Here is a 23,959-nt window from a genome sequence, read left to right on the forward strand (position 1 = left end):
CGATCTCAGCAGGCGCAGCCGGTCCCGCTCGCGCGCTCGAACCGCATCGACTCGCCGCAGTCGGGACATGCGGGCGTCCCGTCGCCGTCGCGGTCGAGCCCCTCTTCCTCGACGTCGACGTCTCGGACCCGGACCCCGCAGTCGTCGCACCAGTACGAGCCCTCCGAGCCGTCGTCGCCGGCGTTGCCGGGCGCGCGCTGCGTCGACCCCTCCATCACGTCCGTCACCGTGTCGAAGATTCCCATGAACGATCGTACGAAATCCGCCACCTTATTTCTCCGGTGATGTGTGAACGTGACGCACAGGCGCGGCTCCGGCGGGAGTCGAGGGGAGTCGAACGGTCACAACAGCGGAACGGTGAGCGCGACGATCAGGACGCCGAGGCCCATGCCGGCGTACAGCAGGCGCTCGACCCGCGGTCCCGGCGGGAGCGGGCCGGCGTCGATCGGCGGCGCGTGGCGGACGAGCTGTCGGTACGCGACGGCGGTCGCGACGGCGAACGCCAGCGTCGACAGCGTCAGCGACGCCTGAAGCGTGAGCCCGTACGACAGCCCGTAGATCGGCCCGAACGAGAGCGCGAACGTGAACGCGATCCCGACGGTGACGAGGAACGGGACCGGGTCGATCCGATCGCCGTGCCGGTTGCGTACGCGCACGTGGCCGCTCATGGGTGTTCTACGGGCCGCACGGACAAAGAGCTAAGTGTCGGTCTCCCGCGGGAGTTCGTATGAGCGAGGAGCCGAAGGGGATCCGCGACGGCGTCGAGGAGTCGAAGGGGGACCTGCGGCTGATCCTGCTTTTGAACGCGGTGCTGTCCGCCTGGTTCGGCTGGACCGTCGTCTGGGGGCTCGACCGCCTCGGCGTGACCGAGCTGAACGCGGTGAACGTCGTCGGGCTCTCGCTGCTCATCTTCGGGATCACGTACCTCGCGGTGTTGCGGTGAGTCGGCGGGGTTCGAGGAGCCGGCTGCGTTTTCCGAGCCGGCCGGACGCGTCGGGTCCGCCGCCGAGGCGCGGCCGAGCGGCGCCGTCACGCCCGGTCCGCCATATTTTAAGCCGGACGCGGCCCCTCTCCCGACAATGACGATCGAAGACCGAGACGACGCACACCTCATCACGCACGCGCTGGCGACGGACACCCTCTCGCGGCTGCGCGACGTCGAGACGGAGCAGGTCGCGTTCCGAAAGGGGCTGGTGAAGCTCGGCCGCATCTGCGGCTACGAGATCATCGACGGCGCGATGGAGACGGAGTACGTCCCCGTCGAGACCCCCCTCGCGGAGACGACCGGCGAGCGCGTGAAGGGGCTCGACGACGTGGTGATCATCAACGTCCTCCGCGCCGCGACGCCGTTCGTCGAGGGGCTTTTAAAAGCGTTCCCGCGCGCGAAGCAGGGCGTCATCTCCGCCGGCCGCGACGAGGAGGCCGGGATGACCGCGGACGGCGAGTTCCCGATCACCATCGACTACGTGAAGCTCCCCGAGATCCGCCCGGAGGACACCGTCATCGTCGCGGACCCGATGCTCGCGACGGGATCGACGATGGTCGCCGTCCTCGACCACGTCCTCGACGAGGCCGACGACTTCGAGGACCTGTTCGTGCTCTCCGCGGTCTCCGCACCGGCCGGCCTCGTCCGCGTGAGCGAGGCCGTCCCTGAGGCGGACCTGCTGACGGTCGCCATCGACGACCGCCTCGACGACGACGGGTTCATCGTCCCCGGCCTCGGCGACGCCGGCGACCGCGCGTTCCGGACGGTGTGAGGCTCAGTCCGACAGTTCCGGTGCCATCCTCCGGCGTTCCCGGCGCCGTCCCCCGTCCCCTCGTCGCCGTCCCCGACCCGTCGACGTACTTTTAAGAGCCGCCGCCGCGACCGGTACGACATGAGCGACGCGCCGACGACCGAGCCCTGCGACGCCTGCGGCGAGCCGACGACGGATGCGCTCTCGCGCACCGTCCGGCTGAGCGTCGACCGGGCGAACATCGACACCCAGCGGCTCTGCCCCGACTGCTTCGCCGACTGGATCCAGCGCTACCAAGACCGCCTCGGCTCCGGCGGCGATGAGGGCGACGACACCTCCGAGATCATCGTCGACTGAGACCAAACACTTTCGTTCCGGCCGACGACCGAACACCTTCGTTCCGGCCGGCAACGTCCGTTCCGACCGCCCGTCTTAAGCCGCGGCGGAACGGACCTTGACGTAATGGATCTCGCCATCGACGCCCCGGCCCCGGCGGCGCCCGACTGCGCCGCCGACGGGACGTGGCTCGCGTGTATCGAGTGCGACGAGACGTTCGCCCCGTTCGACGACGTCCGGTACACCTGCGACGACTGCGGCGGCCTGCTGGAAGTCCGGTACGCCGACCCGCCGACGTTCGACGAGTTCGGCGCGGGCGCGCCCTCCGACGGCCCCGACCGCGGCGTCTGGCGCTACCGCGAGGCGCTCCCCTTCGACCTCGGGGTCACCCTCCCCGAGGGCGACACCCCGCTCCACCGCGTCCCGCGCATCGAGGAGTCGGTGGGCGTCGACGCGCTCCGGATCAAACACGAGGGGATGAACCCCACCGGCTCGTTCAAGGACCGCGGGATGACCGTCGGCGTCCGCGTCGCGCAGGAGCTGGGCGTCGGCGCGCTCGCGTGCGCCTCGACGGGCAACACCTCTGCCGCGCTCGCCGCCTACGGCGGCCGCGGCGACATGGAGACGCTCGTGTTGCTCCCCCAGGGGAAGGTCGCCGCCGGGAAGGTCGCGCAGGCGAGCCTCCACGGCGCCCGAATCCTGGAGGTCGACGGCAACTTCGACGCCTGCCTCGACATCGTTCAGGAGCTGGCCGCCCGGGGCGAGGCGTACCTGCTCAACTCGCTGAACCCGTTCCGCTTAGAGGGGCAGAAGACGATCGGCTTCGAGATCTTAGAGGCGTTCTACGCCGATTATGGCGCGTTCCCGGACCGGATCGTCCTCCCCGTCGGCAACGCGGGCAACACCTCGGCGCTTTATAAGGGATTCCGCGAGCTCGTCCAGTCGGGCGCGCTCGCCGTCGACGAGGTCCCCAAGCTCACCGGCGTCCAGGCCGAGGGGGCCGCCCCGATGGTCGAGGCGATCGAAGAGGGGAACGACGAGATCCGGCGCTGGGAGGAGGTCGAGACGCGCGCGACCGCGATCCGCATCGGCAACCCCGTCAACGCGCCGAAGGCGATCCCCGGAATCCGCAACACCGGCGGCACCGCGGTCGCCGTGAGCGACGAGGCGATCACCGACGCCCAGCGCGACCTCGCCGAGGAGGGGGTCGGCGTCGAGCCCGCCTCCGCCGCGAGCCTCGCGGGCCTGAGGAAGCTCCGCCGCGAGGGCGTCGTCGCGGACGACGAGCAAGTGGTCTGCCTGACGACCGGCCACCTCCTCAAGGACCCCGACGCCGCCTACGAGGCCGGCGGCGACCCCGAACCGGTCCCGAACGACGTGGACGCGGTCGTCGAGCACCTACACGAGTAAAATCGACCAGAGGGGCGTCAGCATCGAATTTTAATTGTTCGTCTCACAAACAGCCAACGGCGTGACCAGCGAACGGATCGAGATCAGCGAGGAGACGTACGATCGGCTCCATCGGCGGAAGCTGGGGGAGGAGCCCGTTGACGCGGTTCTCAAACGGTTACTCGATCAGACCGAACCCGACCGAGGCGACGAGTCGGACGATGAGTGACCGGACTATTCGGACATTCGACACTTTCGCTTATAAATCGAAACGCCCACTAGGAAACCCGCCCGGAAACTGCCGGTTGCGTTCGAGAGGGTGCGAGACGCCTACTCGTCGGCGCGCCCGTCGGCGCCGTCCAGCGTGATCTCGGTGATCTCGACGATCCGGTCGTCCGCGAGCAGCTCATCGATCGCGGCGTCGGGGACGGCCGAGTCGAGGTTGTAGACGGTGAGCGCCTCGCCGCCCTGCGTCTCGCGGCCGTTGAACATCCCGGCGATGTTCACGTCGTGGTCGCCGAGGACGGTGCCGATGAGCCCGATGACGCCCGGCTCGTCGGTGTTGCGCGCGACGAGCATGTGACCGTACGGGACCGCGTCGACGCGGAACCCGTCGATCCGGACGATGCGGGCGTCCTCGCCCGCGAACAGCGTCCCCTCGACCGCGATCTCGTCGTCGCCGTTGCGCACGGTGACGCGGACGAGGCTCTGGAAGTCGTCGGTCTGCCGGGTCTTCGACTCCGTCACCTCGATGCCGCGCTCCTCGGCGAGCCGGGGCGCGTTCACCGCGTTCACCTGCCACTCCAGCGGCTCGAAGACGCCCTTCAGGGCGCTCGCGGTGACGAGGTCGACCTCCTCGGCGGCGATGTCGCCCTCGTAGGTCGCCTCCACCTCGGTGATCCGGCCGTCGAGCAGCTGGGCGGCGACCTTCCCGGCGGTCTCGGCCACGTCGATGTACGGCTCGATCCGCGGGAAGGCGCTCTCGTCGACCGAGGGCGCGTTGAGCGCGGTCAAGACCGGCTCGTCGTCGAACGCCGCGAGGACGGCCTCCGCGGTGTCGACCGCGACGTTCTCCTGTGCGGCCTCGGTCGAGGCGCCGAGGTGCGGCGTGAGGACGATATCCTCGACGTCGAGCAGCGGCGAGTCCGCGGGGAGCGGCTCCTCGGCGAAGGAGTCGAGCGCGGCGCCCGCGAGGACGCCGTCGTCGACCGCCTCGGCGAGCGCGTCCTCGTCGACGATGCCGCCGCGGGCGCAGTTGATGAGGTAGCCGCCCTCCAGCTGGGCCAGCTCGGCCTCGCCGATCATCCCCTCCGTCTCGGGGAGGAGCGGGGTGTGGATCGTCGCGAAGTCGCCCGCGGCGAGCGCGTCGTGGAGGTCCTCGACGAGCTCGGCGCCCATCCGCTCGGCGCGCTCCTCGGAGATGTACGGGTCGTAGACGACGAGGTCCATCCCGAGCGAGTCGAGCCGCTTGGCGACCTCCTGGCCGACGCGGCCGAGGCCGACGATGGTGAGCGTCTTGTTGTTCACCTCGGTGCCGAGGAACTCGCCTTTCGCCCACTCGCCGCCGACGAGGCGCCCGTGCGCCTGCGGGATCGAGCGCGCGACGGCGAACGTCATCGCGACCGTGTGTTCGGCGGCGGCGCGGACGTTGCCCTCGGGCGCGTTGGCGACGATGACGCCGTGGTCGGTGGCGGCCTCGATGTCGATGTTGTCGACGCCGATGCCGGCGCGGCCGACGATGACGAGGTCGGTCGCGGCCTCGAAGACGGCCTCGTTCACGTCGGTCCCGGACCGAACGATCAGCGCGTTCGCGTCGGCGACGGCGTCGAGCAGCGCGTCGCCCTCGCTCTCGTAGTCGGTGACGACCTCGTGGCCGGCGTCTCGGAGTCGGTCCAACCCCGCGTCCGCGATGGGGTCGGTCACGAGTACCTTCATGCCGAAACGCACCCGCGGCGCGGGGTTAACGCTTTCCGAATCGCGCCGTTTTGCCGCCCGGACGGATCCGCGCTCGTGGGTATCGACCCCTCCGTTTCCGGTGGAGAATGCGCGTTCGTGGGTATCCTCGCCGTCGGTACTCCCTTTTATACCCGGGCGCATGTGGTCGTATGGACCTCACGATCGCGTTCGTCGGCGTCGGCGCCATCCTCGCGCTGACCGCCGTGAGCGCCTTCTTCTCCAGCTCGGAACTCGCGGTGTTCTCCGTGCCGACCCACCGGATCGACTCGCTCGTCGCGACCGACGCCCCGGGCGCCCGGGCGCTGTCGGCGCTGCGCGACGACTCGCACCGCTTCCTCGTCACGGCCTTAGTGAGCAACAACGTCGCCAACATCGCCGCCGCCTCGGTCGCGACCGCGGTGTTCGTCCGCTTCGGGTTCTCCGGCGGCGAGGCGGCCACGGGGTCGACGCTCGTCACCTCGCTCTTCGTCATCGTCTTCGGCGAGATCGCGCCGAAGTCGTACGCGGTCGCGAACGCCGAGAAGCACGCGCTCCGCGTCTCGCGGGTCGTCGTCGCGATCCAGCGCGTCCTCCGCCCCGTCCTGTACGTGTTCGAGGCGCTGTCGGGCGTCGTCAACCGCTTCACCGGCGGGGAGTCCGACATCGAGTCGTACCTCTCCCGCGAGGAGATCGCGACGCTCGTCCGGTCGGGCGAGGCCGCGGGCGCGCTCGACCCCGACGAGGGCGCGATGATCCGCGGCGTTCTCGACTTGGAGACCACGACCGTCGCCGCGGTGATGGTCCCGCGGACCGACGTCGTCGCGCTCCCCGACACCGCGACGCCGGCGGACGCGCTCTCGCGGGCGGCGAGCGAGGGCGTCACCCGGATGCCCGTCTACGGCGAGAACCGCGACGACGTGGTCGGGATCGTCGACGTCCGGGACGCGATCCGCGCGGACGAGTCGGGCGCCGACCTCGCGAGCGCGCTCAGCGAGCCGGCGTTCGTCCCCGAGACGAAGCCGCTCGACGAGCTGTTCGCCGAGATGCGCGCGAGCGAGGCGCGGATGGTGATCGTCGTCGACGAGCACGGCGCGGTCGTCGGGATCGCGACCTTGGAGGACCTCTTCGAGGAGGTCGTCGGCGAGCTGGTCGGGCGCTGGGAGACGGACGCCGTCGACGTGGTCGCGCCCGACGCCGCCGTCGTCCGCGGCTGGACGACCGTGACGCACCTCAACGAGACGCTCGGGCTCTCGCTGCCCGCGGGCGCGGGCGCCGAGACGGTCGCGGGCCTGATAACCCGACAGCTCGGCCGACTGCCCCGGGAGGGCGACCGCGTCGCGGTCGGCGACGTCACGCTCGCCGTCACCGGCGCGACCACGACGCGGGTCACCCGCGTCCGGGTCGAACACGCCGACGAGAACGGGTTCGCCGCGGCTCGCGGGAGCGGCGACGAGCCGGCGGGCTCCGCGTGACCGTCGCCGTCGCCCCCGCGGCGCCACACACATAACACAACATACATCTGCGTCCGGCGGGTCCCGGAACACACGTTCTCGATCATGGTGAGCCGCTGGGCGTGTGACCGGTGCGGGTTCGTCGCGTGGACGCGGGACCGCTCGGAGATGGCCGACGTGACGGGGTCGCACCTGCTCGCCCACCACTCGGACGCGCTCTCGAAGTCGGACTTCCGCGTGAGCTGGGACTGCCCGTACTGCGCCACCGCCAAGACCGCCTACGACACGGACGGCGCGGTCGCCGAGTTCAAGGCGCACCTCCACGACCACGTGGTCGACCGGATCGCCGACGGGGTCCACGTGGCCGACCGGCTGGGATGGGACGGCGTCGTCCGCGTCGACGCCTCGCCCACCGGCGGCGAGGCCGACGCGCTCCGGACGCACTTTCACGGCGCCGCGGGGCTCGTCGTCGCCGTGACGCCGACGCCGGAGCGACTGGTCCGCACGCTCGACGAGCGCCTCGCGTCGTGGCCCCGCCGGACGGTGCTCGTCACCACCGGCGAGTACGACTTCGAGGCGACCCCCGACGTCGACTTCGAGGGGCTCGACGTCGAGCTCGTCGAGCTCGACCCGCGCCTCTCCCCCGACGAGGTCGGCGAGACCGTCTCGCGGATCCTCGACGCCAACCACGAGTCCGGCGAGCGCGTCTCGCTGGAGGTGAGCGTCTTCGGCCAGATCGTCGCCGCCTTCGACGTCGAGCGCGCGGTCGCGTTCGTTCGCATGCTCGCTGCCCGCCTCGCGGACGCAGAGGGAGTGTTACAGCTGTACGTGGACGCCGACGCGGACCGAAACGTCGCCACCGTCCTGAACTTCCTCGACGAGACGATCGACCTGACGGTCGCGGTCGACGACGGCCGGTTCGTTCGCCGGCCGTAGGCGCCGTCTCTCCGACTCTTCGCCCGTCTAGCCCTCGTAGCTCTCCGTGTAGTCCGCGGGCCAGCGGACGTAGACGTACTCCACGTGCCGGTCCGCGGCCGCCTCGACGACCGCCCGCTTGAACCGTCGCAACACCGCTCTGGCGCGCTCCCGCGCCGCCTCGGAGGCGGTCCCGTCGCTCGCGAGCGCCCGGAGCTTTCGCTCGACGTCGACGCCGAGCGGCGGTTCGCTCCCGCGGTCCGGCCCCTCCGCGGACCCGTCCGCCGAGGCTATCCGCGGCAGGTACGCGGCGGCGAGGTCCGCAACCAGTCGGTCCCGGTGGTCGAGCGCGTCGATCAGCCACTCGACCGCGGTCGACCGGTCGGCGGCGGCCGGGTCCGCCGCTTCGAGGAGCTCACAGTACAGCCACGCCGCGTACCGCTTGGTCTCGGCGTCGACGCGCTCTCGCGATCCGGAGACCGCGCTCCCGCTTTCTCCCGCCCGGTCGGCCGCGGTTCGCTCCGCGGCGACCGCCCGGAACACCGCGAGCGGGCCGTCGGTCTCGAACGGTCGCTCGGTGAGGAGGCGGTCGCGAACGTCGCCCGCGGGGACCGCGTCCGCCCCGGCGACCACCGCGGCGACGGACCTCGCGGCCGCCCGGCGGACCGCCTCGGAGGGGTCCCGTAGCGACCCGATCAGCACCCCGGTCGCGTCCCGTCGGTCGAGCGCTCCCAGTCGTTCGACGACGACGAGGCGGAGCCGCTCGTTCCCGCGCCGCGCCGCGAGCGCGAGCAGTTCGACCGCGTCGTCGCTGTCCATCGCGACGAGCGCGTCGGCCGCGGCGCCGCGCACGAGGTCGTTCGGCGCGTTCACCAGCGGTCGGACCGCCTCGACCGCCTCGCCGCCGACCCGCGCGTATCCCCTGACGGCCCGGGCGCGGACTCGGGCGTCGTCGTCGTCGAACGCCTCGCGGAGCCGGGGTGCGGCACCCCTCCCGCCGACCGCCGCCAGCCCGGTCGCCGCGACCATCCGATACGCGGCCCGATCGTGTTCCAGCCACCGGGCGAACGTCTCCGCGGCATCGCGTCCCGCCGCCCGGGATCCGCTGCCCGCGCCGTTCGCCCCGTCTTCGCCGTCGCCCCGCCGCTTCGCGATCCGCCGCGCCAGCCGGTCGACGTGGTCGTCGCCGTGGAAGTACAGCGACTCGATCGCCGCCGCGCGGACGGCCTCGTCGGGGTCGTCGAGCGCGGTCTCGAACAGCGCCTCGACGATCCGCTCGGCGGCGGCGCTCATCGAGCTGGAGGGGTTGCCGAGCGCCTCGGCCGCCTCGCGCCGCGCCGACGCGTCGAACCGCCGGTCGAGCCGCGCCAGCGCCGGGGGGTCACCGTCGGTCGGTCGGCCGCTCCGCCCGGCGCCGCCGCTCTCCGCCGATCCCGTGGCGCCCTCCGATCGCGGCCTGTCGTCCATCTGTGAACCCCTCACCGATCCGGTACGTTAAACGTACGCCCGCGGCTATCACCGGTGAGAATCGACGCCGGTCGGCGAGCGGGACCTCACGGTCCGAGCCCGAACTCTCGGACGGTGTCGTACTCCGGTCCCGACGCGGTCAGCGTCGACTCGACCAGCCGGATCTCGTCGACCGAGAACGATCCGACCTCCGGGTCCGTCGCGTCGAGCGCGTCCCGGACCGCCTCGGCGCCGGTCGCGTTCTCGACGCGGCCCAGCGTCACGTGCGGCGTGAAGTCGTGGTCGGCCGGGTCGACGCCGAGCGCGGTCGTCTCGACTTCGAGGGCCTCGTGGAGCGCGGCGAGGTCGTCGCCGCCGCGGTCGATCCCCGCCCAAACGACCGAGACGTACTCGCGGTTCGGGAAGACGCCGAGGCCGGCGACTGCGCATTTAAATGGGACGACGGTGGCGCGGTCGACCGCGCGCTCGCCGGCCTCGATGACGTCGCTGAGGGAGGGTTCGGTCCCGTCGTCGTTCTCGTCGACCTCGCCGAGAAACTTCATCGTCACGTGCGCCTGTTCGGGGTCGACGGGGTTGACGCCGGGTGCGTCCGCGAATGGGGCCTGCGCGTCTGCGATGGCAGGCGCGAGGGAGTCGGGGAGGTCGACGGCGAAGAACGCTCGCATTACGTGTGAGTTTTTGATCGAGTTTGTTTATAAGTGTCTGGCGTAGTGTCGCTCGTTGATTTATAAACTACTCTCAGCGAGACGGACACCTCCAAAGTCCCAGCCGTCCGGCTATATACGCCTGATAATAGACCTACAGAGAACGCCTCCAAAGCCCCAGCCGTGAGGCCGGCGGACGCTCGCTGTGCTCCTCGGTCGCTCACTCCGTTCGCTCCCTGCGGTGCTTACATCGCCTCCGCCGGCCTCACGGCTGCCCCTTTGAGTCCCGCCCCGCACCGCACGGCACCGAAACCTCACCCCTCCCCAGCCTCGTCGCCCGGCCTCCGCTTCGCTCCGGCCGGGCGACTCCCTCGCGCGGTGCCGTTCGCGGCCGCCGGGGCGGCCGCTCACGGGCACGCGCCGACCGCCACCGCCGCGTCCATTTATAAGATATCGTTGCCGTCCACAGTTCCGTTTATAAACGCTCCCGGATCGTGTCGGCCGTCGCGTCGCCGACGCCGTCGACGTCGGTGAGGTCCGCGCGGGAGGCGTCGCGGACGTTTTCGACCGAGCCGAATCTGCGCAGGAGTCGGCGGCGCGTCTCGGGGCCGACGCCGGGCACGTCGTCGAGGACGGTCTTCACCTCGTCGCGGACGGTCTGGTGGTAGGAGACGGCGAAGCGGTGCGCCTCGTCGCGCACGCGCTGGAGGAGGTGGAGCTCCGGGGCGTCGTCGTCCCACCGCCGGGTACCCGTCGGGGTGACGACCAGCTCCTCGGCCTTCGCGAGCGCGACGACGGGCACGTCCCACCCCGTCTCCGCGAGCGCGTCGCGGGCGGCCCCGAGCTGGCCCTCGCCGCCGTCGATCAGGAGGAGGTCGGGGTCGGGGCGGTCGTCGCGGCCCTCGACCGCGCGCTCGGCGCGCCAGCGGATCAGTTCGCGCATGTTCGCGTAGTCGTCGTTGCGGTCGGTGAGATTCTTCCGGCGGTAGTCGGCCGTCTCGGCGCTCCCGTCGACGAAGCACACGTCGGAGCCGACGACGGCGGTCCCCTGCGCGTGGCTCACGTCGAACCCCTCGATCCGGTCGGGGCGTGAGATTCCGAGCCGGTCGCCGAGCGCGCCGACGGGGTCGTCGCGGCCGCCGCGCTTCCGGGCGTTCTTCAGCGCGAGTTCGACGAGCTTCGCCTCGCGGCCGGCGCCGGGGACCCGGACCGCGACCCCCTCGCCCTCCAGCCAGTCGACCACGTCCGGGTCGGCGGGGCGCTCGGCGAGGAGGACCGCGTCCGGGAACTCCCGCTCGGCGTAGTACTGCGCGAGGAACGCCGCGAGGACGGCGGCGGGGGTGTTGGCGTCGGCGTCTCCCGTGTCGCCCGCATCTCCGTCGCCCGTCGACCCTTCCTCCACCGCCGCCGCGTCCAGTCGGTGCCGGCTCCGGTCGACGAGCTGGCCCCGCTCGCTGTGGAGTCGGGCCACGCGGGCGGTGTCGCCCTCGACCGCGGCCGCCAGCACGTCGACGGTGCGGTCGTCGCTCCGGTCGCTGACGGCTTCGCCGCCCTCGCCGTGGAACGCCTCGACCGCTTCGAGCCGGTCGCGGAGGTTCGCGGCGCGCTCGAACTCGTTCGCCTCGGCGGCGGCCTCCATCCGGCGGCGGAGGGGGTCCGCGAGGACGCCGGTCTCGCCCTCGAAGAAGCGCCGCGCGGCGGCCACGTCCTCGGCGTACTCTTCCGGCGAGATCTCGCCGGTACACGGCGCCGAGCAGATGCCCATCTCGTAGTCGAGGCAGGGCCGGTCGCGCCCCTCGTACTTGTGGTCCGAGCAGCCGCGGAGGCCGTACACCTCCCGCACCGCCTTCACCACGGTCTCGACGCGCCCCACGTCGGTGAACGGGCCGTACGCGGCCGCGCCCGCCTCGGGGTCGCGCGTCACCTCGATCCGGGGGACCTCGTGGTCGGAGAAGGCGACCAAGGGGTACGACTTGTCGTCCTTCAGCCGGACGTTGTACCGCGGCCGGAGCCGCTTGATGAGGTTCGCCTCCAAGAGGAGCGCCTGCGTCTCCGTGTCGGTGACCGCGAACTCGATCCGGTCGGCGCGCTCGACCATCCCGCGGATGCGGCCCGAACGCGGGTCCGCGTACGACCGCACCCGGTCGCGCAGGTCGAGCGCCTTCCCGACGTACAGCGTCGTCTCGCCCGCGCGGAACTGGTAGACCCCCGGCTCCGTCGGGAGGTCGCGGGCCCGCTCGCGCACCGCGTCGGCGTCCATCGGTCTCGGATCGCCGTAGCCGCCCGACGCCATTGAACGCTGCGGGCCCGCGGGCGACCCTCTCGTTCGTCACCCGCCGGTTATCAAAAATGAACACCGGAACGTGCGGTTTATCATGGCGGTTGGGAGACGGTGACGTAGACATGACTGGACTTCGCGAGCGCCTGCGGAACGTCTTCGGGCGAGGCGGCGACTCCCGATCGGTCCCCGACGGGGGCGTCGTCGTCGAGGACGCGCCGGGGGCCGACGCCGACACGGCCGCGGTCGACGAGTCCGGCGACCCGGACGGCGGAGCGTACAGCGTCGCGGAGACGGACGGCGCGGACCGGGCCGGAGCCCTGGCCGGCGCCGGCTTCGCCGAGGTGTTCAACGCCACGGGGGTCCCGACGTTCATCCTCGACGAGGAGGGGAACGTCGCCGAGTGGAACGAGTCGCTCGCGGCGCTCACGGGCGTCGACCGCGGAGACGCCCTCGGCCACGGCTACGCCTCGGAGCTGTTCTACCCCGACGGCCGGCGCGCGGACACGCTCGCGGACAAGGTGCTCGAAGCGCCCGAAAACGCCGACGAGGTGTACGACCTCGAGCGATGCGGAAGCGCCCGGACCCGCTACCGCGACACGAGCACGATGGTCGACCGCCACGGCGACGAGAAGCACATCGAGTTCACCGCGACGCCGATGTACGACGACGAAACCGCCGAGCTCGTGGGTGTGACCGAGGTCGTCATCGACCGGACCGAGAACGTCAACGAGCGCGACGCCACGGGCGAGCTGGTCGCCGAGGTCCGGGAGACCGCGGAGGCGATCGGCGAGGGGAACCTCGACGCCCGCGCGAGCCGCCGCGACTCGTTCGATCACCTCGGCGCCGACCTGGTCCGCGTCGTCGACGTCGTCAACCAGATGGCCGAGAACTTAGACCAGCTCTCCTCGGGCGTCCACGAGAAGGCGCGCGACCTCGACGAGACGGTCGAGGAGGCGAGCGCCGCGGCCGCCGACATCGCCGAGAACGTCGACGAGCAGAACGAGCTCCTCGAAGAGAGCGTCTCCGAGATGCAGTCCTTTTCCGCGGGGATGGAGGAGGTCGCGGCGACGGCCGACCAGGTCGACTCCGCCGCGGTCGCGGCGGCCGACGCCGCCGACGAGGGGCTCGACGCCAGCGAGGACGCCCGCGAGGCGACCGAGGACGTCGTCGAGATCGGCGACGAGCTCGTCGAGAGCGTCGGCGCGCTCTCCGAGCGCATGGACGACATCGAGGAGGTCATCGAGGTGATCTCCGACGTGGCCGAGCAGACGAACCTGCTCGCGCTCAACGCCAACATCGAGGCCGCCCGCGCCGGCGAGGGCGGCGACGGCTTCGCGGTCGTCGCCGAGGAGGTGAAGAAGCTCGCCGACGAGACCCGCGGCTACACCGAGGAGATCACGGAGAGCCTCGACAAGCTGCAGGCGCAGTCCGCGGAGACCACCACCGCGGTCGAGCGCTCCCACGAGCGCATCGAGGACGCGGGCACCGAGATCGAGACGGTACTCGACTCCTTAGAGGAGATCGCCGACGCGGTCGACGAGGCGGCCGCGGGCGTCGCGGAGGTCGCCCGCACTACCGACGACCAGGCCGCGACCGTCGAGGAGCTGACCTCGTCGCTGGAGGCGGTTCGCGAGCGCTCCGACCGCACGGAGGACGCGACCGAGCGCATCGTCGACGCCACCGACGACCAGGAGGCGGCCGTCGACGAGCTGATCGCTCGCGTCGAGCAGCTCGACGCGCGGTAACGCTCCGACTCCGCTAGCGCCCCTTCGGTTTTCTCCCCCAGCTCTCGTCCCGCCGAACGTTTAACCCCGCTCAACCCCCAGAAATCGTATGTCCGTTACGCCGCCCGGACCGCTGGGCGACCCCCTGTTCGGCAACGGTCGCCAGTTCGCGGACGACCCGTTCGGCTTCCTGCGCGCCTGCGCCGACAGCTACGGCGACGTGGTGCGGCTGAACCTCGGCCCCCGCGAGACGTACCTGCTCACGAACCCCGCCGACGTGGAGCGCGTGCTCGTCGCGGACGCCGAACGCTACCGCAAGCCGCAGTTCGACGACGCGATGGACACGCTGCTCGGCGACGGCCTCCTGATGAGCGAAGGGGAGACGTGGCAGCGCCAGCGGAAGCTGGCGAACCCCGCCTTCCACAACCGCCGTATCGGCGCCCTCGCGGGCGTGATGGCCGACCACGCCGAGTCGCACGTCGCCGACTGGGACGACGGCGACGTCGTCGACATCCAGCTGGAGCTGGCGCGGCTCACGGTCAAGATCATCGTCACGGCGATGTTCGGCGCCGACATCAGCGACGAGGAGGTGAAGACGGTCCAGGAGAACCTCGAACCCCTCGGCGCGCGCTTCGAGCCCGACCCCCGCCGGTACCTGATCCCGGACTGGCTGCCGACCCGCGAGAACCGCGAGTTCGACGCCGCGATCGACACGCTCGAATCCGTCATCGACGACATCGTCGCCCGCCGCCGCGGCACGGAGCGCGACCCGAGCGTCGACCCGGCCGGCCCCGACGGGACCGGGGTCCGCGGGCCGCCCGGCGACCCCGACGCGGACCTCCCGATGGACCTCCTCTCCGTCCTGCTCCGCGCCCGCGACCGCGGCGAGCAGACCGACGAGAACCTCCGCGACGAGCTGGTGACGATGCTCTTGGCCGGCCACGACACCACCGCGCTCGCGCTCACCTACGCGTTCTACCTCCTCTCGAACCACCCGGATGCCCGCGACCGGGTCGCGAGCGAGGCCCGGGAGGCCGTGAGTAGCGGCCCCCTGACCGCGGACGCGGTCCGCGAGATGGCGTACACCGAGAACGTGCTCAACGAGTCGATGCGGCTCTACCCGCCCGTCTACACGCTGTTCCGCGAGCCGAAGCTCGACGTGAAACTGGGGGGCTACCGGATCCCCGAGGGGTCCGCGCTGATGGTCTCCCAGTGGGTGATCCACCGGTCCGAGCGCTGGTACGACGACCCCGAGGCGTTCGACCCGGACCGCTGGACGCCAGAGCGCCGCAGTCAACGCCCCCGATTCGCCTTCTTCCCGTTCGGCGGCGGCCCGCGCCACTGCATCGGGAAGGCGTTCTCGCTGTTGGAGGCGAAGATCATCCTCGCGACCGTCTGCTCGCGGTTCGACCTCGACTACGAGGGGCCGAGCCTCGCCCTGCGCGGCTCGCTGACGATGCACCCGAACCACCCGGTGCCGATGCGGATCCGCGAGCGCTGAGGGATGCCCGGTGACGAGACGGCGTCGTACTGCGCCCGCTGCGGCGAACCCCTCTCGCGGGGCCTCGTCGCGAGCGAACAGCGCGCGTGTTGTCTCAACGGGACCCCCATCGCCGGCGTCTGCCCGACCCACGGGCCGGTGGGGCCGCACCACGCGGTCGAGGAGCCGAACGCGGTCGACGACGCGTAGGCGGTCTCGACCGTCAGCCGCGGTGTCCTTCATTTATAAATAAGTGCTCCTGCGGTCGGCGCGTGCCTCCGAGCGCTCAGCGGGCGCGAGGAGCACGCGCGAGGGAGTCGGCCGACCGGAGGGAGGCCGACGAGGCTGGGGAGGTGTGAGGCTGCGGTCCCGCGAGCGACCGGTGGGAGCGAGCGGGAGCACGGAAGTCGCAGCCCGCGCAGCGAGCGAAGCGAGCGAGCAGGACCGTCTTCCGGCGGTGCGGTCGCGGTCGGGTGGGACTCAAAGGGGCAGCCGGGAGGCGGGCGCAGGCGACGTAAGTAGCGTGGCGCGACGCGCCACGGAAAGCCGGCGGCGGAGCCGCCGGCGACACCGCAAGGAGTGAGCGGAGCGAACGACTGAGGAGCGCAGCGAGCGTGTGCTGTCCTCGCGACTGGGGCTTTGGAGGTGGTCACCGACACCCCGCAATCGATCAGTTATAATTCGACGCTCGCTGCGACCTCTCGGAACTCCGGGTCCCACACGTCGAGCGCGTGGACCCGCCACCGGACCGGGTCGAACTCGCTGTCGACGAGGCCGGCGACCGCGCCCGGCTCGGGATTCCCGCCGCGAGCCAGCGTGATGTGGGGTACGTACTCGTCGCCCTCGATGCCCTCGACCGCGCCGAACGCGTCACAGAGCCGGCGGTGAACCCCAACCAGCCCCTCGCTCTCGACAGTCAGGTATACCACCGGCCGCGACCCCGACCGCGGCGCGTCGAAGACGTCGACGCCGGTGACGGCGACCTCGAAGGGATCGACCCCAGCGAGCGGCCGGCGGAGGCGCTCACGGAGGCGGTCGAGGGCGGCCTCTTTGCCCGGTACCTCTGGCCCCTCCGCTCGCCCGCCCTCCTCGTCCCGCACGTCGTCGACGCCGAACCGCTTACAGACGAGGGTGCGCCGGTCGCGCACGCGGTCGAACCCCGTTAGTTTCGGGTGGAGATCGCTCGCGAGCCGCTCGACCGCGGACGGCAGCGGGACGTTGAGGCTGAACACGTCGCCGTTCGTCTCAGATCCGATCCGTGAGGTGTAAGGCGATCACGACGACGAGCGCGAGCCCGATCAGCGGCGCGAGGGCGTCGAACAGCCAGGAGGCGACCTCGAGGACGGCCCCGACGATCTCCAGGAGAAGCCACACGACGACGAGCAGCAGCACGACCTTCAGGAGGTCGTCGGTGTCGATCTCGGCGCGGTTCATGCTCCAGAGAGCGCGCGGCAGCGGTAAAAATCCGGTGACTGGCGGCGACCGAGTCCGAGCGGTCGGCCCACTCCGTGGCGACCTACGCGATCTTCTCGTACTGCTCGGAGAGCTTCTCGGCGGCCTCGTCGAGCAGCTCCGACTCGTACTCGTCGAGGTCCCACTCGACGACCTCCTCGACGCCGTCCGAGCCCAGCTTCGCGGGCACGCCGAGCGCGGTGTCGTCGTAGCCGTACTCGCCGTCGAGCACGACCGAACAGGGGAGCACCTCGCCGGTGTCGTTGAGGATCGCCTCGACGGTGTGGGCGACGCCCGTGGCGGGCCCCCACTGCGTGGCGCCCTTCCGGCTGATCACGTCCATCGCGGACTCCTGGAGGTCCGCGAGGATCTCCTCTTTCTCGTCGGCGTCGAACGACGGGTCGCGGCCGTTCACGCGCACCTTCGAGAAGACGGGCGCCTGCGCGTCGCCGTGCTCGCCGAGGATCGTCGCCTCGACGTTCTTCACGGGCGCGTCGAAGCGTTCGGAGAGGACGTAGCGGAAGCGCGCGGAGTCGAGCCGCCCGCCGAAGCCGACCACCTTGTGCCGGTCGCGGTCGCCCGCCTCGTAGAGGTGGCGGTTGAGCAGGTCGACCGGGTTGGAAGTGGTGACCGTGACGAAATCGTCGTTGTGCTCGGCGAGCGACGAGCCGATGTCCTCCATGATGGGGGCGTTGTCGCCGGCCAGATCGATGCGGGTCTGGCCCTCCTTGCGCGGGATGCCCGCCGTGATGACGACGACGTCCGAGCCGGCGGTGTCCGCGTACTCGCCCTGCCGGACGGTCGTGTTCGAGTCGTAGGCGACGCCGTGGTTCGCGTCGGCCGCCTGCCCGATCGTCGTCTCGCGCTGGTCCGGGATGTCGACGAAGACGAGCTCGTCGACCACGTCGCGTAACGCGAGGTTGTAGCCGGCCGCGGCCCCGACGGTCCCCGCCGCACCGATAACGCTGACCTTTGTCATACCGTCTGTACCCGCGACCGGACGGCGAGTAAACGTTTCGGAACCGCAGTAACGTTCGTGACGGTCGCGTCGCGAAACCCCTAACTCCCGCGGCGTCGAAGCGTCGCCTCGTGCCGACGTTCCGCTACCCGTGTCCCGGCTGCCGGACGACCAACAGCCTTCACGACGCCGACTGCGAGTTCGAGGGCGTGAGCTGGCCGACCGTCGAGAAGGCGTACACGGACCTCCTCTCGGTGCTGTCCGCCGAGCCCGACGGCCTCTCGGAGTCGGCGCTTCGGGACGCGATTCCGGCGGAGTGGGGCGGGCTCCACAAGGCGGCGCTGGGCGCGCTCCAACGCGATCAGCGCGTCGTCGAGGACGGCGACCGACTCCGGCTGCTCACCGCCGCGGAGTTCAAGGAGCGCGTCTCCGAGCCGACCCGCGAGCCGATGCGCACCGTCTACGAGCACGGCTCCGTCCCCGGCTGCCACGACAACGCCGTCTTCGCGATGGTCGCGTGGTACGAGATGGTCGGCCTCTCGTGGCCCGAGACGCGCGAGAACGTGATCGAGTGGCTCCATCAGTCGGGCGCGTGGGACCGCGGCGGCTTCGAGGAGTCGACGCCCGAGGAGCTCGTCGACGCCAAGCGTCACGTGTACGACGAGGGGTACGGCTGGAAGGAGAAGGGACAGGCCGCCAAGCGGGTCATCGAACGCCATATCTGAGGGCTCCTCGCGGCCGCCCGCTTAAGTTCCAGCGCGACCTCTCGCCACCGTGACACACCCGGAAGCCGGCGCGGCGTCGACTGGAGACGGCCCCGACGAGGTCGCCGACGCCGCGGACGCCGATCCCGCGGGTGCCGACACCCCCGGAACCGAGGGGGACCGCGACCGGACCCCGGCCGTCGCCAACCCGCGCCGGGCGCTCGCGGTGGTGATCGGCGTCGTGTTCATCGACCTCGTCGGCTTCGGGATCGTGATCCCCATCCTCCCCTTCTACGTCAGGTCCTTCGGCGTCAGCGACGCCTTCATCGGGCTGCTGGCGGCGTCGTACTCGCTCGCGCAGTTCCTCGCGGCGCCGACGCTCGGCCGGCTCTCCGACCGGATCGGGCGCCGCCCCGTCCTGCTGGCGTCGCTCGCGGCCGCCGGCGTCGCGTGGACGACGTTCGGCTACGCCGGGGCCGCGGGGACGCGGTTCGGGCCCGTGGCGGCGCTGGCGACGCTGTTCGCCTCCCGGACGCTCGCGGGCGCGATGGGCGGGAACATCGCCGCCGCGCAGGCGTACGTCGCCGACATCACGCCCCGCGACCGGCGGGCGGGCGCGCTCGGCCTCGTCGGCGCCTCGTTCGCGCTCGGGTTCGTCTTCGGGCCGGCGATCGGCGGCCTCCTCGCCGCCGACGCCGTCGTCGCCCGCGCCGACGCGCTCCTCCCGGCGTTCGTCCCCGCCACCGCCTACTCCCTCCCGAGCTTCGCGGCGGCGGGGATGAGCTTCCTCGCGGTCCTCGTCGGGTTCGCCCTCCTCGAAGAGCCGACGCGGACGCGCCCGGCGGCGGAGACCGAGGGGATTCGCGGCGGCCGCACCACCGCGATCGGCCAGTTCCGCGACGCGCTCGCCTCCGCGTCGCTCCGGCCGCTGACGGTCGCGTACTTCGTCGTCGCCGTCGCGTTCGCGGGCGTCCAGGTGATGTTCATCCCGTACGTCGCGGACGCGTTCGGCTACGACGCGACGGCCGCGGCCTTTTTACTCACGTACGTCGGCGTGCTCGGCGCGATCAACCAGGGCGTCCTCGTCGGGCGGCTCTCCCGGGTCGTCTCCTCCCGGACGCTCGTCGCCGCCGGGTCGGTCGTCCTCGGGGTCGCGCTCGCGGCGATCCCTGCCACCGGGCTCGTCGACCGCGTCGCCGGCGACGCCGCCCTCGGCGGTCCGGGGTGGTTCACGCTCCCGCTGGTCGCGCTGCTCGCCGCGCTCGCCGCGCTCTCGCTCGGCAACGCCCTCGTCAACGTCTCGCTGGCGACGCTCGTCTCCGCGTCGGCCGACGACGCCGACCAGGGGGCCGCCTTCGGCGTGACGCAGGGCGCGTCGAGCCTCGGCCGGACCGTCGGCCCGCCGCTGATGGCGGTGCTGTACACCGTCGCCGTCGCGTCGCCGTTCCTGATCGGCGCGCTGCTCCTCGTCCCCGTGGCGGTCGCGTTCGGACGCCGGACCGGGTGACGTCCCGCCGAGTCGGCGGCGAGCGGCCGCCCCGTCCCCGCACGACAGTTTTACGCCCTCCGTCGCCGTCGTATCTCGCACATGGCACTCGACCTCGTCCCGGCGTGGCCCGCCGTCGGCTCGCTCGCGGGCGGGGCGGGGGCGCTCGCGCTCGCGTGGGCGATCCGGGAACACCGCGGCCGGCCCGGCGTCGACTGGTTCCTCGGGGTGTTCGCCGCGCAGGCGACGTGGTGTCTCTCGTACGGGGTCGGACTGCTCGTCTCGGACCCGACGTTCCGGGCCGCGCTGGAGGCGACGATGTGGCTCGGCGTGATCTGGACCGGGATCGCCTTCCTCGGCTTCGCCCTGGAGTACACGGGTCGGAGCGACGTGGTCCGGAGCCGCCTGTTCGGGTCGATCGTCGGGTTCGGCCTCCTCTCGTCCGCGCTCGTCGCCACGAACCCGCTCCACGGCGCCTTCTGGACCGACTTCGGCGTCGACCCCGCATTCGGCGTCGAGACCGTCTCCTACGCGTTCGGCCCGTGGGCGTACCTCACCGTCGCCGCGGAGACGGTCCTCGTCGCCAGCGCCGTCTTCCTCCTCGTCGACACGCTGCTCAGCTACGGCCCCCTCTACCGCCGGGAGAGCGCTGCGGTCGCGCTGAGTTCGCTGCCGCCCGGGTTCGCCTTGGTCGCGTGGGCGCTCCAGATCGGGCCGGTCCCGCAGCTACAGCTCGCGCCGCTCATGTTCGTCCCGCACGTCCTGCTCGACGCGTACGCGTTCGACCGCGCGGAGATGTTCGACCGGAACCCGACCACCAGCCGCGCCGCCGAGCGCACCGCGATCGACGACCTCCGGGACCCCATCGTCGCGCTCGCGCTCGACCGGCGGGTCGTCCGGCTCAACCCCGCCGCCGAGGCGGTGTTGGGCGTCGACGCCGAGACCGCCCGCGACCGCCCGCTCGCCGACTTTCTCGACCTGCCCGTCGGACTCGGGGAGGAAGATACGGCGGAGCCTGACGGCGGCCAGTCCGCCGACGCCGACTCCCACGACACAGCCGACCCTGACCAGAGCATCTCCCGGGAGACGGTCCGGATCGACGCCGCCGACGGCGCCGGCCGCCGCACGTACGCGGTGTCCGTTTCCCGGCTGACCGACCCGAACGGGACCCATGTCGGCTACACGGTCGTCCTCTCGGACGTCACCGAGCGCGAGCGCCGCCGCCAGCAGCTGGAGGTGCTCAACCGCATCCTCCGCCACAACCTCCGCAACGACGCCGGCGTCGTCCACGGCTACGGCGAGATCCTCCGCGACCGCCTGGAGGACCCGGAGCTCGTCCGAATGGCCGACGCCATCGAGCGCCGCGCGGGCGCGCTGGCCGCGCTCGGCGAGAAGGCCGGCACCGTCGAGCGCCTCCTCGCCGAGACCGACCCCGAGGCGACGGACGTCCGCGAGCTCCTCGATTCGGTCGCCGCGGACGCCCGCGAGCGCGACCCGGACGCCGTCGTCGAGACGGCCGTCGACGGCGCCGACGACGCCAACTGGACCACGCGCGTCAGGCCCGACGCGCTCCGCGCGGTCGTCGAGAACACCGTGGAGAACGCGATCGACCACCACGACGGTGAGGGGACCGAGCGCGAGGAGGGCGGGGCGTGGGTGCGGGTCTCGCTCCGCAGAGAAGCTAATCGGGACGGAGAGGAATCCGGACGCGGCGACGGCGGCGACCGCTTCCGCCTCTCGGTCGAGGACGACGGCCCCGGAATCCCGGACCACGAGGTCGAGGCGGTCGAGTCGGGCCGCGAGACGGCCCTCGAACACGGGTCGGGGCTGGGGCTGTGGGTCGTCGCGTGGGGCGCCGCCGCGGTCGGCGCGGACGTCGAGTACGCCGACCGGGAGCCGCGAGGGACGCGGGTGACGGTGTCGATTCCGGTCGTGGACGATTTATAAGGCGTGTGCCTCGCCGTACGCCTGTGCCTTCAGGCGCTTGTAGCGCTCTCGCGAGTCGAGCACCCACTTGTACTCGAACCCGGGCGGTGGGGTGCTCATCCAGTCGAGGAACGAGCGAGTCTCTTCGACCCCGAAGCGGATCGTTTCGCGGCCGTACGACGGTGAGAGGCCGACCTCCTCGAATAGATTTAAAAGGAACTCCTGACGGTCGTCTCGGTGTCGTATCCGTATTGCTGCTCTCGGTTCGCCGTACTCCTGAACATCGAGATACCCGTCACAGACGTACCACATCTTTGCGATCCGTGGGGTTAGCGATAGGCTCTCTGGGAACCGCTTCTCACCCGACTGGTACCATCGGCGAAGTGACCGCATGAACGGGTGGGATCGCGATATGACGGTATACATATCGTGATAGTTCTCAGCCCTCGCATTTGGACTGAACCCCGATTCACGGTTATTGCGTGCCAGCTCCGCTGCCGTCTTTTTAAGCGAGACACCGGTACTCAATATACCCATCTCGTGGTCGAACCACTCCAAGAATTGCTTGTTAACCATAGGGAGACGGAACAGGCCGTGAGCCCCGTCGTTCGTCTTTGGGACGGACCCGTCACCCATGAAACAGCCGATGAGAATCTCGCGAAGGTACGTGGGTATTTCGGGGTAGTAACAGCTTCCGCGTGCCCAGTGACTACCGACCCGCTTGAACGATTTTCCGCATCCTGGACACGTTTCCCTGGGCAATTTACTCGCTCTGAATCCTCGGTGCAAGCATATACGTTGCCTGTCCGAGCCCCTCCGCGAACCCGTAGTGGAGCTTGACGGGGAACTCCTCGCCGAGCTCGACGGTGACCTCTGCGTCGGAGGGGATCGCCTTGTTCATGTCCTTCAGGTAGTCGAGGCTGAACAGCGAGTCGGCGGGGCCGGCGGTGAGCGCGATGAGGTCCTCGCGGTCGAGCTTGAGGTTCACGTCGTCGGTGTCGCCCTCGGCCTCGATGAAGAACGCCTCGTCGGTCTCGTCGACGCGGAGGCGGATGTGGTCGGAGACCATGTCGGCGGCCTTGATCCCGCGGTCGAGCTGGGCGCCCTCGACGACGATCTCGGAGGCGAGGTCGAGGTCCGGGATGTCCGGCTCCTGGCGGATCGAGTCGGGGTCGATGAGCGCGAGGGTGTAGGACAGGCCGTCGATCTCGATGTGGAGCTTGCGGGTCTCCTCGTCGAGTTCGAGGTGGATCAGGTCGCCGGAGTTGGCCATGCCGGCGATGTCCTCTAAGCGGGCGAGGTTGACGCCGATGACGCCGCCGTCGGCGTCGTAGGACTCGAACGCGGCGGCTTCGAGGGTGAGGTCGACCATGCCGACGTTGGCGGGGTCGACGGCCCGGATGGAGAGCTCCTCCTCGTTGAGGCGGATCTTACACTCGTCGACCAACACGCTCACCGAATCGAGCGCGTCCTGAAACGTCGACGCGCCCACGATGGCCTTGAACATATACGTTCAGCTTGGGCGGTATCACCTAAAAAGGCACCCGATCGGAGCGGCGACCGGCCGCTCACAGCGACCGGAGGAGCCGGGCGACGACGACCGCGAGCGTGACGACGGTCCGCCACAGTCGGAGCCGTTCGAGCCGGTATTCGCGCGCGTCGGATTCGTCCGTCTCGTCTCCCTCGCCGTCCGGTCCGCGGTCGCGTTCGCAGGTCGCGTCGCCGTCGAGCCGGTCGGGCGGCGGGTCGGTGGCTCGGTCCGGTTCCTCCCGCGGGTCCCGGTCGGGCGTCGCCGGCTCGCGGGACCGGTGGGACGCGTCGCGGTCGGGTTCCTTTCGATCGGTCGCGTCGTGACCGCCCGCGTCACCGCTCGCGGTCTCGTCGGCTGAGTTCGATTCCGCGTCGATGCCCTCGGTCGCTGGCAGTGGCTCGTCGATCATGTGGGCTCTCGGCCGGGGTAGGCCGTACGCGACGATACGAGGTTAATTTATAAATAAACGAGCCGAACGCAAGGCGAAACTGAAACTCGTCCGGGCGGACGCTCCCGACCGGTCACCGCCCGCCGTTCGGGTCCG

Annotated in this window: 25 protein-coding genes; 13 read left to right on the forward strand and 12 right to left on the reverse strand. The window is 71.0% G+C overall.

Annotated elements, in window-relative coordinates; translation table 11 throughout:
* Positions 1 to 5 precede the first annotated feature (5 nt).
* Positions 6 to 245 carry a hypothetical protein gene (locus CPZ01_RS08115; RefSeq protein WP_096394251.1) on the reverse strand — a complete coding sequence of 80 codons (240 nt, stop codon included), beginning with the start codon at positions 243 to 245 and terminating at the stop codon, positions 6 to 8.
* A 96-nt stretch (positions 246 to 341) separates the two neighbouring features.
* A complete protein-coding gene (locus tag CPZ01_RS08120) occupies positions 342 to 656 on the reverse strand; it encodes a hypothetical protein (protein ID WP_096396205.1) in 315 nt (104 codons plus the stop codon).
* Between the two features lie 71 nt (positions 657 to 727).
* Between CPZ01_RS08120 and CPZ01_RS08125 the strand changes: the two genes are divergently transcribed.
* The 5 genes from CPZ01_RS08125 to CPZ01_RS14995 all read left to right on the forward strand — a co-directional run bounded on the left by CPZ01_RS08125 (position 728) and on the right by CPZ01_RS14995 (position 3,690).
* Positions 728 to 943: a hypothetical protein gene (locus tag CPZ01_RS08125; protein ID WP_096394252.1), complete on the forward strand. Its 216-nt coding sequence runs from the start codon at positions 728 to 730 to the stop codon at positions 941 to 943.
* Positions 944 to 1,079: 136 nt separating this feature from the next.
* A complete protein-coding gene (upp, locus tag CPZ01_RS08130) occupies positions 1,080 to 1,757 on the forward strand; it encodes a uracil phosphoribosyltransferase (protein ID WP_096394253.1) in 678 nt (225 codons plus the stop codon).
* Positions 1,758 to 1,877: 120 nt separating this feature from the next.
* Positions 1,878 to 2,093 carry a DUF7569 family protein gene (locus CPZ01_RS08135; RefSeq protein ID WP_004599263.1) on the forward strand — a complete coding sequence of 72 codons (216 nt, stop codon included), beginning with the start codon at positions 1,878 to 1,880 and terminating at the stop codon, positions 2,091 to 2,093.
* Between the two features lie 105 nt (positions 2,094 to 2,198).
* Entirely contained in the window at positions 2,199 to 3,482 is a 1,284-nt protein-coding gene (thrC, locus tag CPZ01_RS08140) for a threonine synthase (protein WP_096394254.1), read from the forward strand.
* Between the two features lie 61 nt (positions 3,483 to 3,543).
* Entirely contained in the window at positions 3,544 to 3,690 is a 147-nt protein-coding gene (locus CPZ01_RS14995; RefSeq protein ID WP_157745943.1) for a hypothetical protein, read from the forward strand.
* Between the two features lie 101 nt (positions 3,691 to 3,791).
* Here the strand turns inward: CPZ01_RS14995 and serA are convergent, their stop codons facing one another.
* Entirely contained in the window at positions 3,792 to 5,396 is a 1,605-nt protein-coding gene (serA, locus tag CPZ01_RS08145) for a phosphoglycerate dehydrogenase (RefSeq protein WP_096394255.1), read from the reverse strand.
* 170 nt (positions 5,397 to 5,566) lie between these two features.
* Between serA and CPZ01_RS08150 the strand changes: the two genes are divergently transcribed.
* Together CPZ01_RS08150 and CPZ01_RS08155 are read left to right on the forward strand one after the other, a co-directional pair.
* Positions 5,567 to 6,868: a hemolysin family protein gene (locus CPZ01_RS08150; protein WP_096394256.1), complete on the forward strand. Its 1,302-nt coding sequence runs from the start codon at positions 5,567 to 5,569 to the stop codon at positions 6,866 to 6,868.
* Between the two features lie 84 nt (positions 6,869 to 6,952).
* Positions 6,953 to 7,783, forward strand: coding sequence for a DUF7504 family protein (locus tag CPZ01_RS08155; RefSeq protein WP_096394257.1), 831 nt, complete (start codon positions 6,953 to 6,955; stop codon positions 7,781 to 7,783).
* Between the two features lie 27 nt (positions 7,784 to 7,810).
* On the opposite strand, the gene CPZ01_RS08160 is transcribed toward CPZ01_RS08155, so the two are convergent.
* From CPZ01_RS08160 to CPZ01_RS08170, 3 genes are all read right to left on the reverse strand, one after another.
* Positions 7,811 to 9,229: a HEAT repeat domain-containing protein gene (locus CPZ01_RS08160; RefSeq protein ID WP_096394258.1), complete on the reverse strand. Its 1,419-nt coding sequence runs from the start codon at positions 9,227 to 9,229 to the stop codon at positions 7,811 to 7,813.
* Between the two features lie 86 nt (positions 9,230 to 9,315).
* Positions 9,316 to 9,894, reverse strand: a complete 579-nt coding sequence (thpR, locus tag CPZ01_RS08165) for an RNA 2',3'-cyclic phosphodiesterase (RefSeq protein WP_096394259.1) — start codon at positions 9,892 to 9,894, stop codon at positions 9,316 to 9,318.
* Positions 9,895 to 10,348: 454 nt separating this feature from the next.
* The gene (locus tag CPZ01_RS08170) at positions 10,349 to 12,133 is read right to left on the reverse strand and encodes an excinuclease ABC subunit C (protein WP_096394260.1); all 1,785 of its coding nucleotides are present in this window, start codon (positions 12,131 to 12,133) and stop codon (positions 10,349 to 10,351) included.
* 143 nt (positions 12,134 to 12,276) lie between these two features.
* On the opposite strand from CPZ01_RS08170, the gene CPZ01_RS08175 reads away from it, so the two are divergent.
* The 3 genes from CPZ01_RS08175 to CPZ01_RS08185 all read left to right on the forward strand — a co-directional run bounded on the left by CPZ01_RS08175 (position 12,277) and on the right by CPZ01_RS08185 (position 15,568).
* On the forward strand, positions 12,277 to 13,899 hold the full coding sequence (locus CPZ01_RS08175) for a methyl-accepting chemotaxis protein (protein WP_096394261.1): 1,623 nt from the start codon (positions 12,277 to 12,279) through the stop codon (positions 13,897 to 13,899).
* 88 nt (positions 13,900 to 13,987) lie between these two features.
* Positions 13,988 to 15,379, forward strand: coding sequence for a cytochrome P450 (locus CPZ01_RS08180; protein WP_096394262.1), 1,392 nt, complete (start codon positions 13,988 to 13,990; stop codon positions 15,377 to 15,379).
* A 3-nt stretch (positions 15,380 to 15,382) separates the two neighbouring features.
* The gene (locus CPZ01_RS08185; protein WP_096394263.1) at positions 15,383 to 15,568 is read left to right on the forward strand and encodes a hypothetical protein; all 186 of its coding nucleotides are present in this window, start codon (positions 15,383 to 15,385) and stop codon (positions 15,566 to 15,568) included.
* Between the two features lie 464 nt (positions 15,569 to 16,032).
* Here CPZ01_RS08185 and CPZ01_RS08190 read toward each other — a convergent pair whose 3' ends face one another.
* From CPZ01_RS08190 to mdh, 3 genes are all read right to left on the reverse strand, one after another.
* A complete protein-coding gene (locus CPZ01_RS08190; protein ID WP_096394264.1) occupies positions 16,033 to 16,590 on the reverse strand; it encodes a 2'-5' RNA ligase family protein in 558 nt (185 codons plus the stop codon).
* 13 nt (positions 16,591 to 16,603) lie between these two features.
* Entirely contained in the window at positions 16,604 to 16,792 is a 189-nt protein-coding gene (locus CPZ01_RS08195; RefSeq protein ID WP_096394265.1) for a DUF7554 family protein, read from the reverse strand.
* An 82-nt stretch (positions 16,793 to 16,874) separates the two neighbouring features.
* Positions 16,875 to 17,789: a malate dehydrogenase gene (mdh, locus tag CPZ01_RS08200; protein WP_096394266.1), complete on the reverse strand. Its 915-nt coding sequence runs from the start codon at positions 17,787 to 17,789 to the stop codon at positions 16,875 to 16,877.
* Between the two features lie 110 nt (positions 17,790 to 17,899).
* On the opposite strand from mdh, the gene CPZ01_RS08205 reads away from it, so the two are divergent.
* The 3 genes from CPZ01_RS08205 to CPZ01_RS08215 all read left to right on the forward strand — a co-directional run bounded on the left by CPZ01_RS08205 (position 17,900) and on the right by CPZ01_RS08215 (position 21,905).
* The gene (locus CPZ01_RS08205) at positions 17,900 to 18,493 is read left to right on the forward strand and encodes a DUF7474 family protein (protein WP_096394267.1); all 594 of its coding nucleotides are present in this window, start codon (positions 17,900 to 17,902) and stop codon (positions 18,491 to 18,493) included.
* Between the two features lie 49 nt (positions 18,494 to 18,542).
* The gene (locus CPZ01_RS08210) at positions 18,543 to 19,979 is read left to right on the forward strand and encodes an MFS transporter (RefSeq protein ID WP_096394268.1); all 1,437 of its coding nucleotides are present in this window, start codon (positions 18,543 to 18,545) and stop codon (positions 19,977 to 19,979) included.
* A gap of 81 nt (positions 19,980 to 20,060) precedes the next feature.
* The gene (locus CPZ01_RS08215; RefSeq protein WP_096394269.1) at positions 20,061 to 21,905 is read left to right on the forward strand and encodes a sensor histidine kinase; all 1,845 of its coding nucleotides are present in this window, start codon (positions 20,061 to 20,063) and stop codon (positions 21,903 to 21,905) included.
* On the opposite strand, the gene CPZ01_RS08220 is transcribed toward CPZ01_RS08215, so the two are convergent.
* The 3 genes from CPZ01_RS08220 to CPZ01_RS08230 all read right to left on the reverse strand — a co-directional run bounded on the left by CPZ01_RS08220 (position 21,900) and on the right by CPZ01_RS08230 (position 23,824).
* Positions 21,900 to 22,520 carry a hypothetical protein gene (locus tag CPZ01_RS08220; RefSeq protein WP_096394270.1) on the reverse strand — a complete coding sequence of 207 codons (621 nt, stop codon included), beginning with the start codon at positions 22,518 to 22,520 and terminating at the stop codon, positions 21,900 to 21,902. The two genes, CPZ01_RS08215 and CPZ01_RS08220, sit on opposite strands and share 6 nt — an antisense overlap.
* A gap of 127 nt (positions 22,521 to 22,647) precedes the next feature.
* Entirely contained in the window at positions 22,648 to 23,391 is a 744-nt protein-coding gene (locus CPZ01_RS08225; protein WP_049932029.1) for a DNA polymerase sliding clamp, read from the reverse strand.
* A gap of 61 nt (positions 23,392 to 23,452) precedes the next feature.
* Positions 23,453 to 23,824, reverse strand: coding sequence for a hypothetical protein (locus CPZ01_RS08230; protein ID WP_096394271.1), 372 nt, complete (start codon positions 23,822 to 23,824; stop codon positions 23,453 to 23,455).
* Positions 23,825 to 23,959: the final 135 nt, after the last annotated feature.

Origin of the sequence: Halorubrum trapanicum (assembly GCF_002355655.1) — an archaeon.
GTDB classification, from domain to species: Archaea; Halobacteriota; Halobacteria; order Halobacteriales; family Haloferacaceae; genus Halorubrum; species Halorubrum trapanicum_A.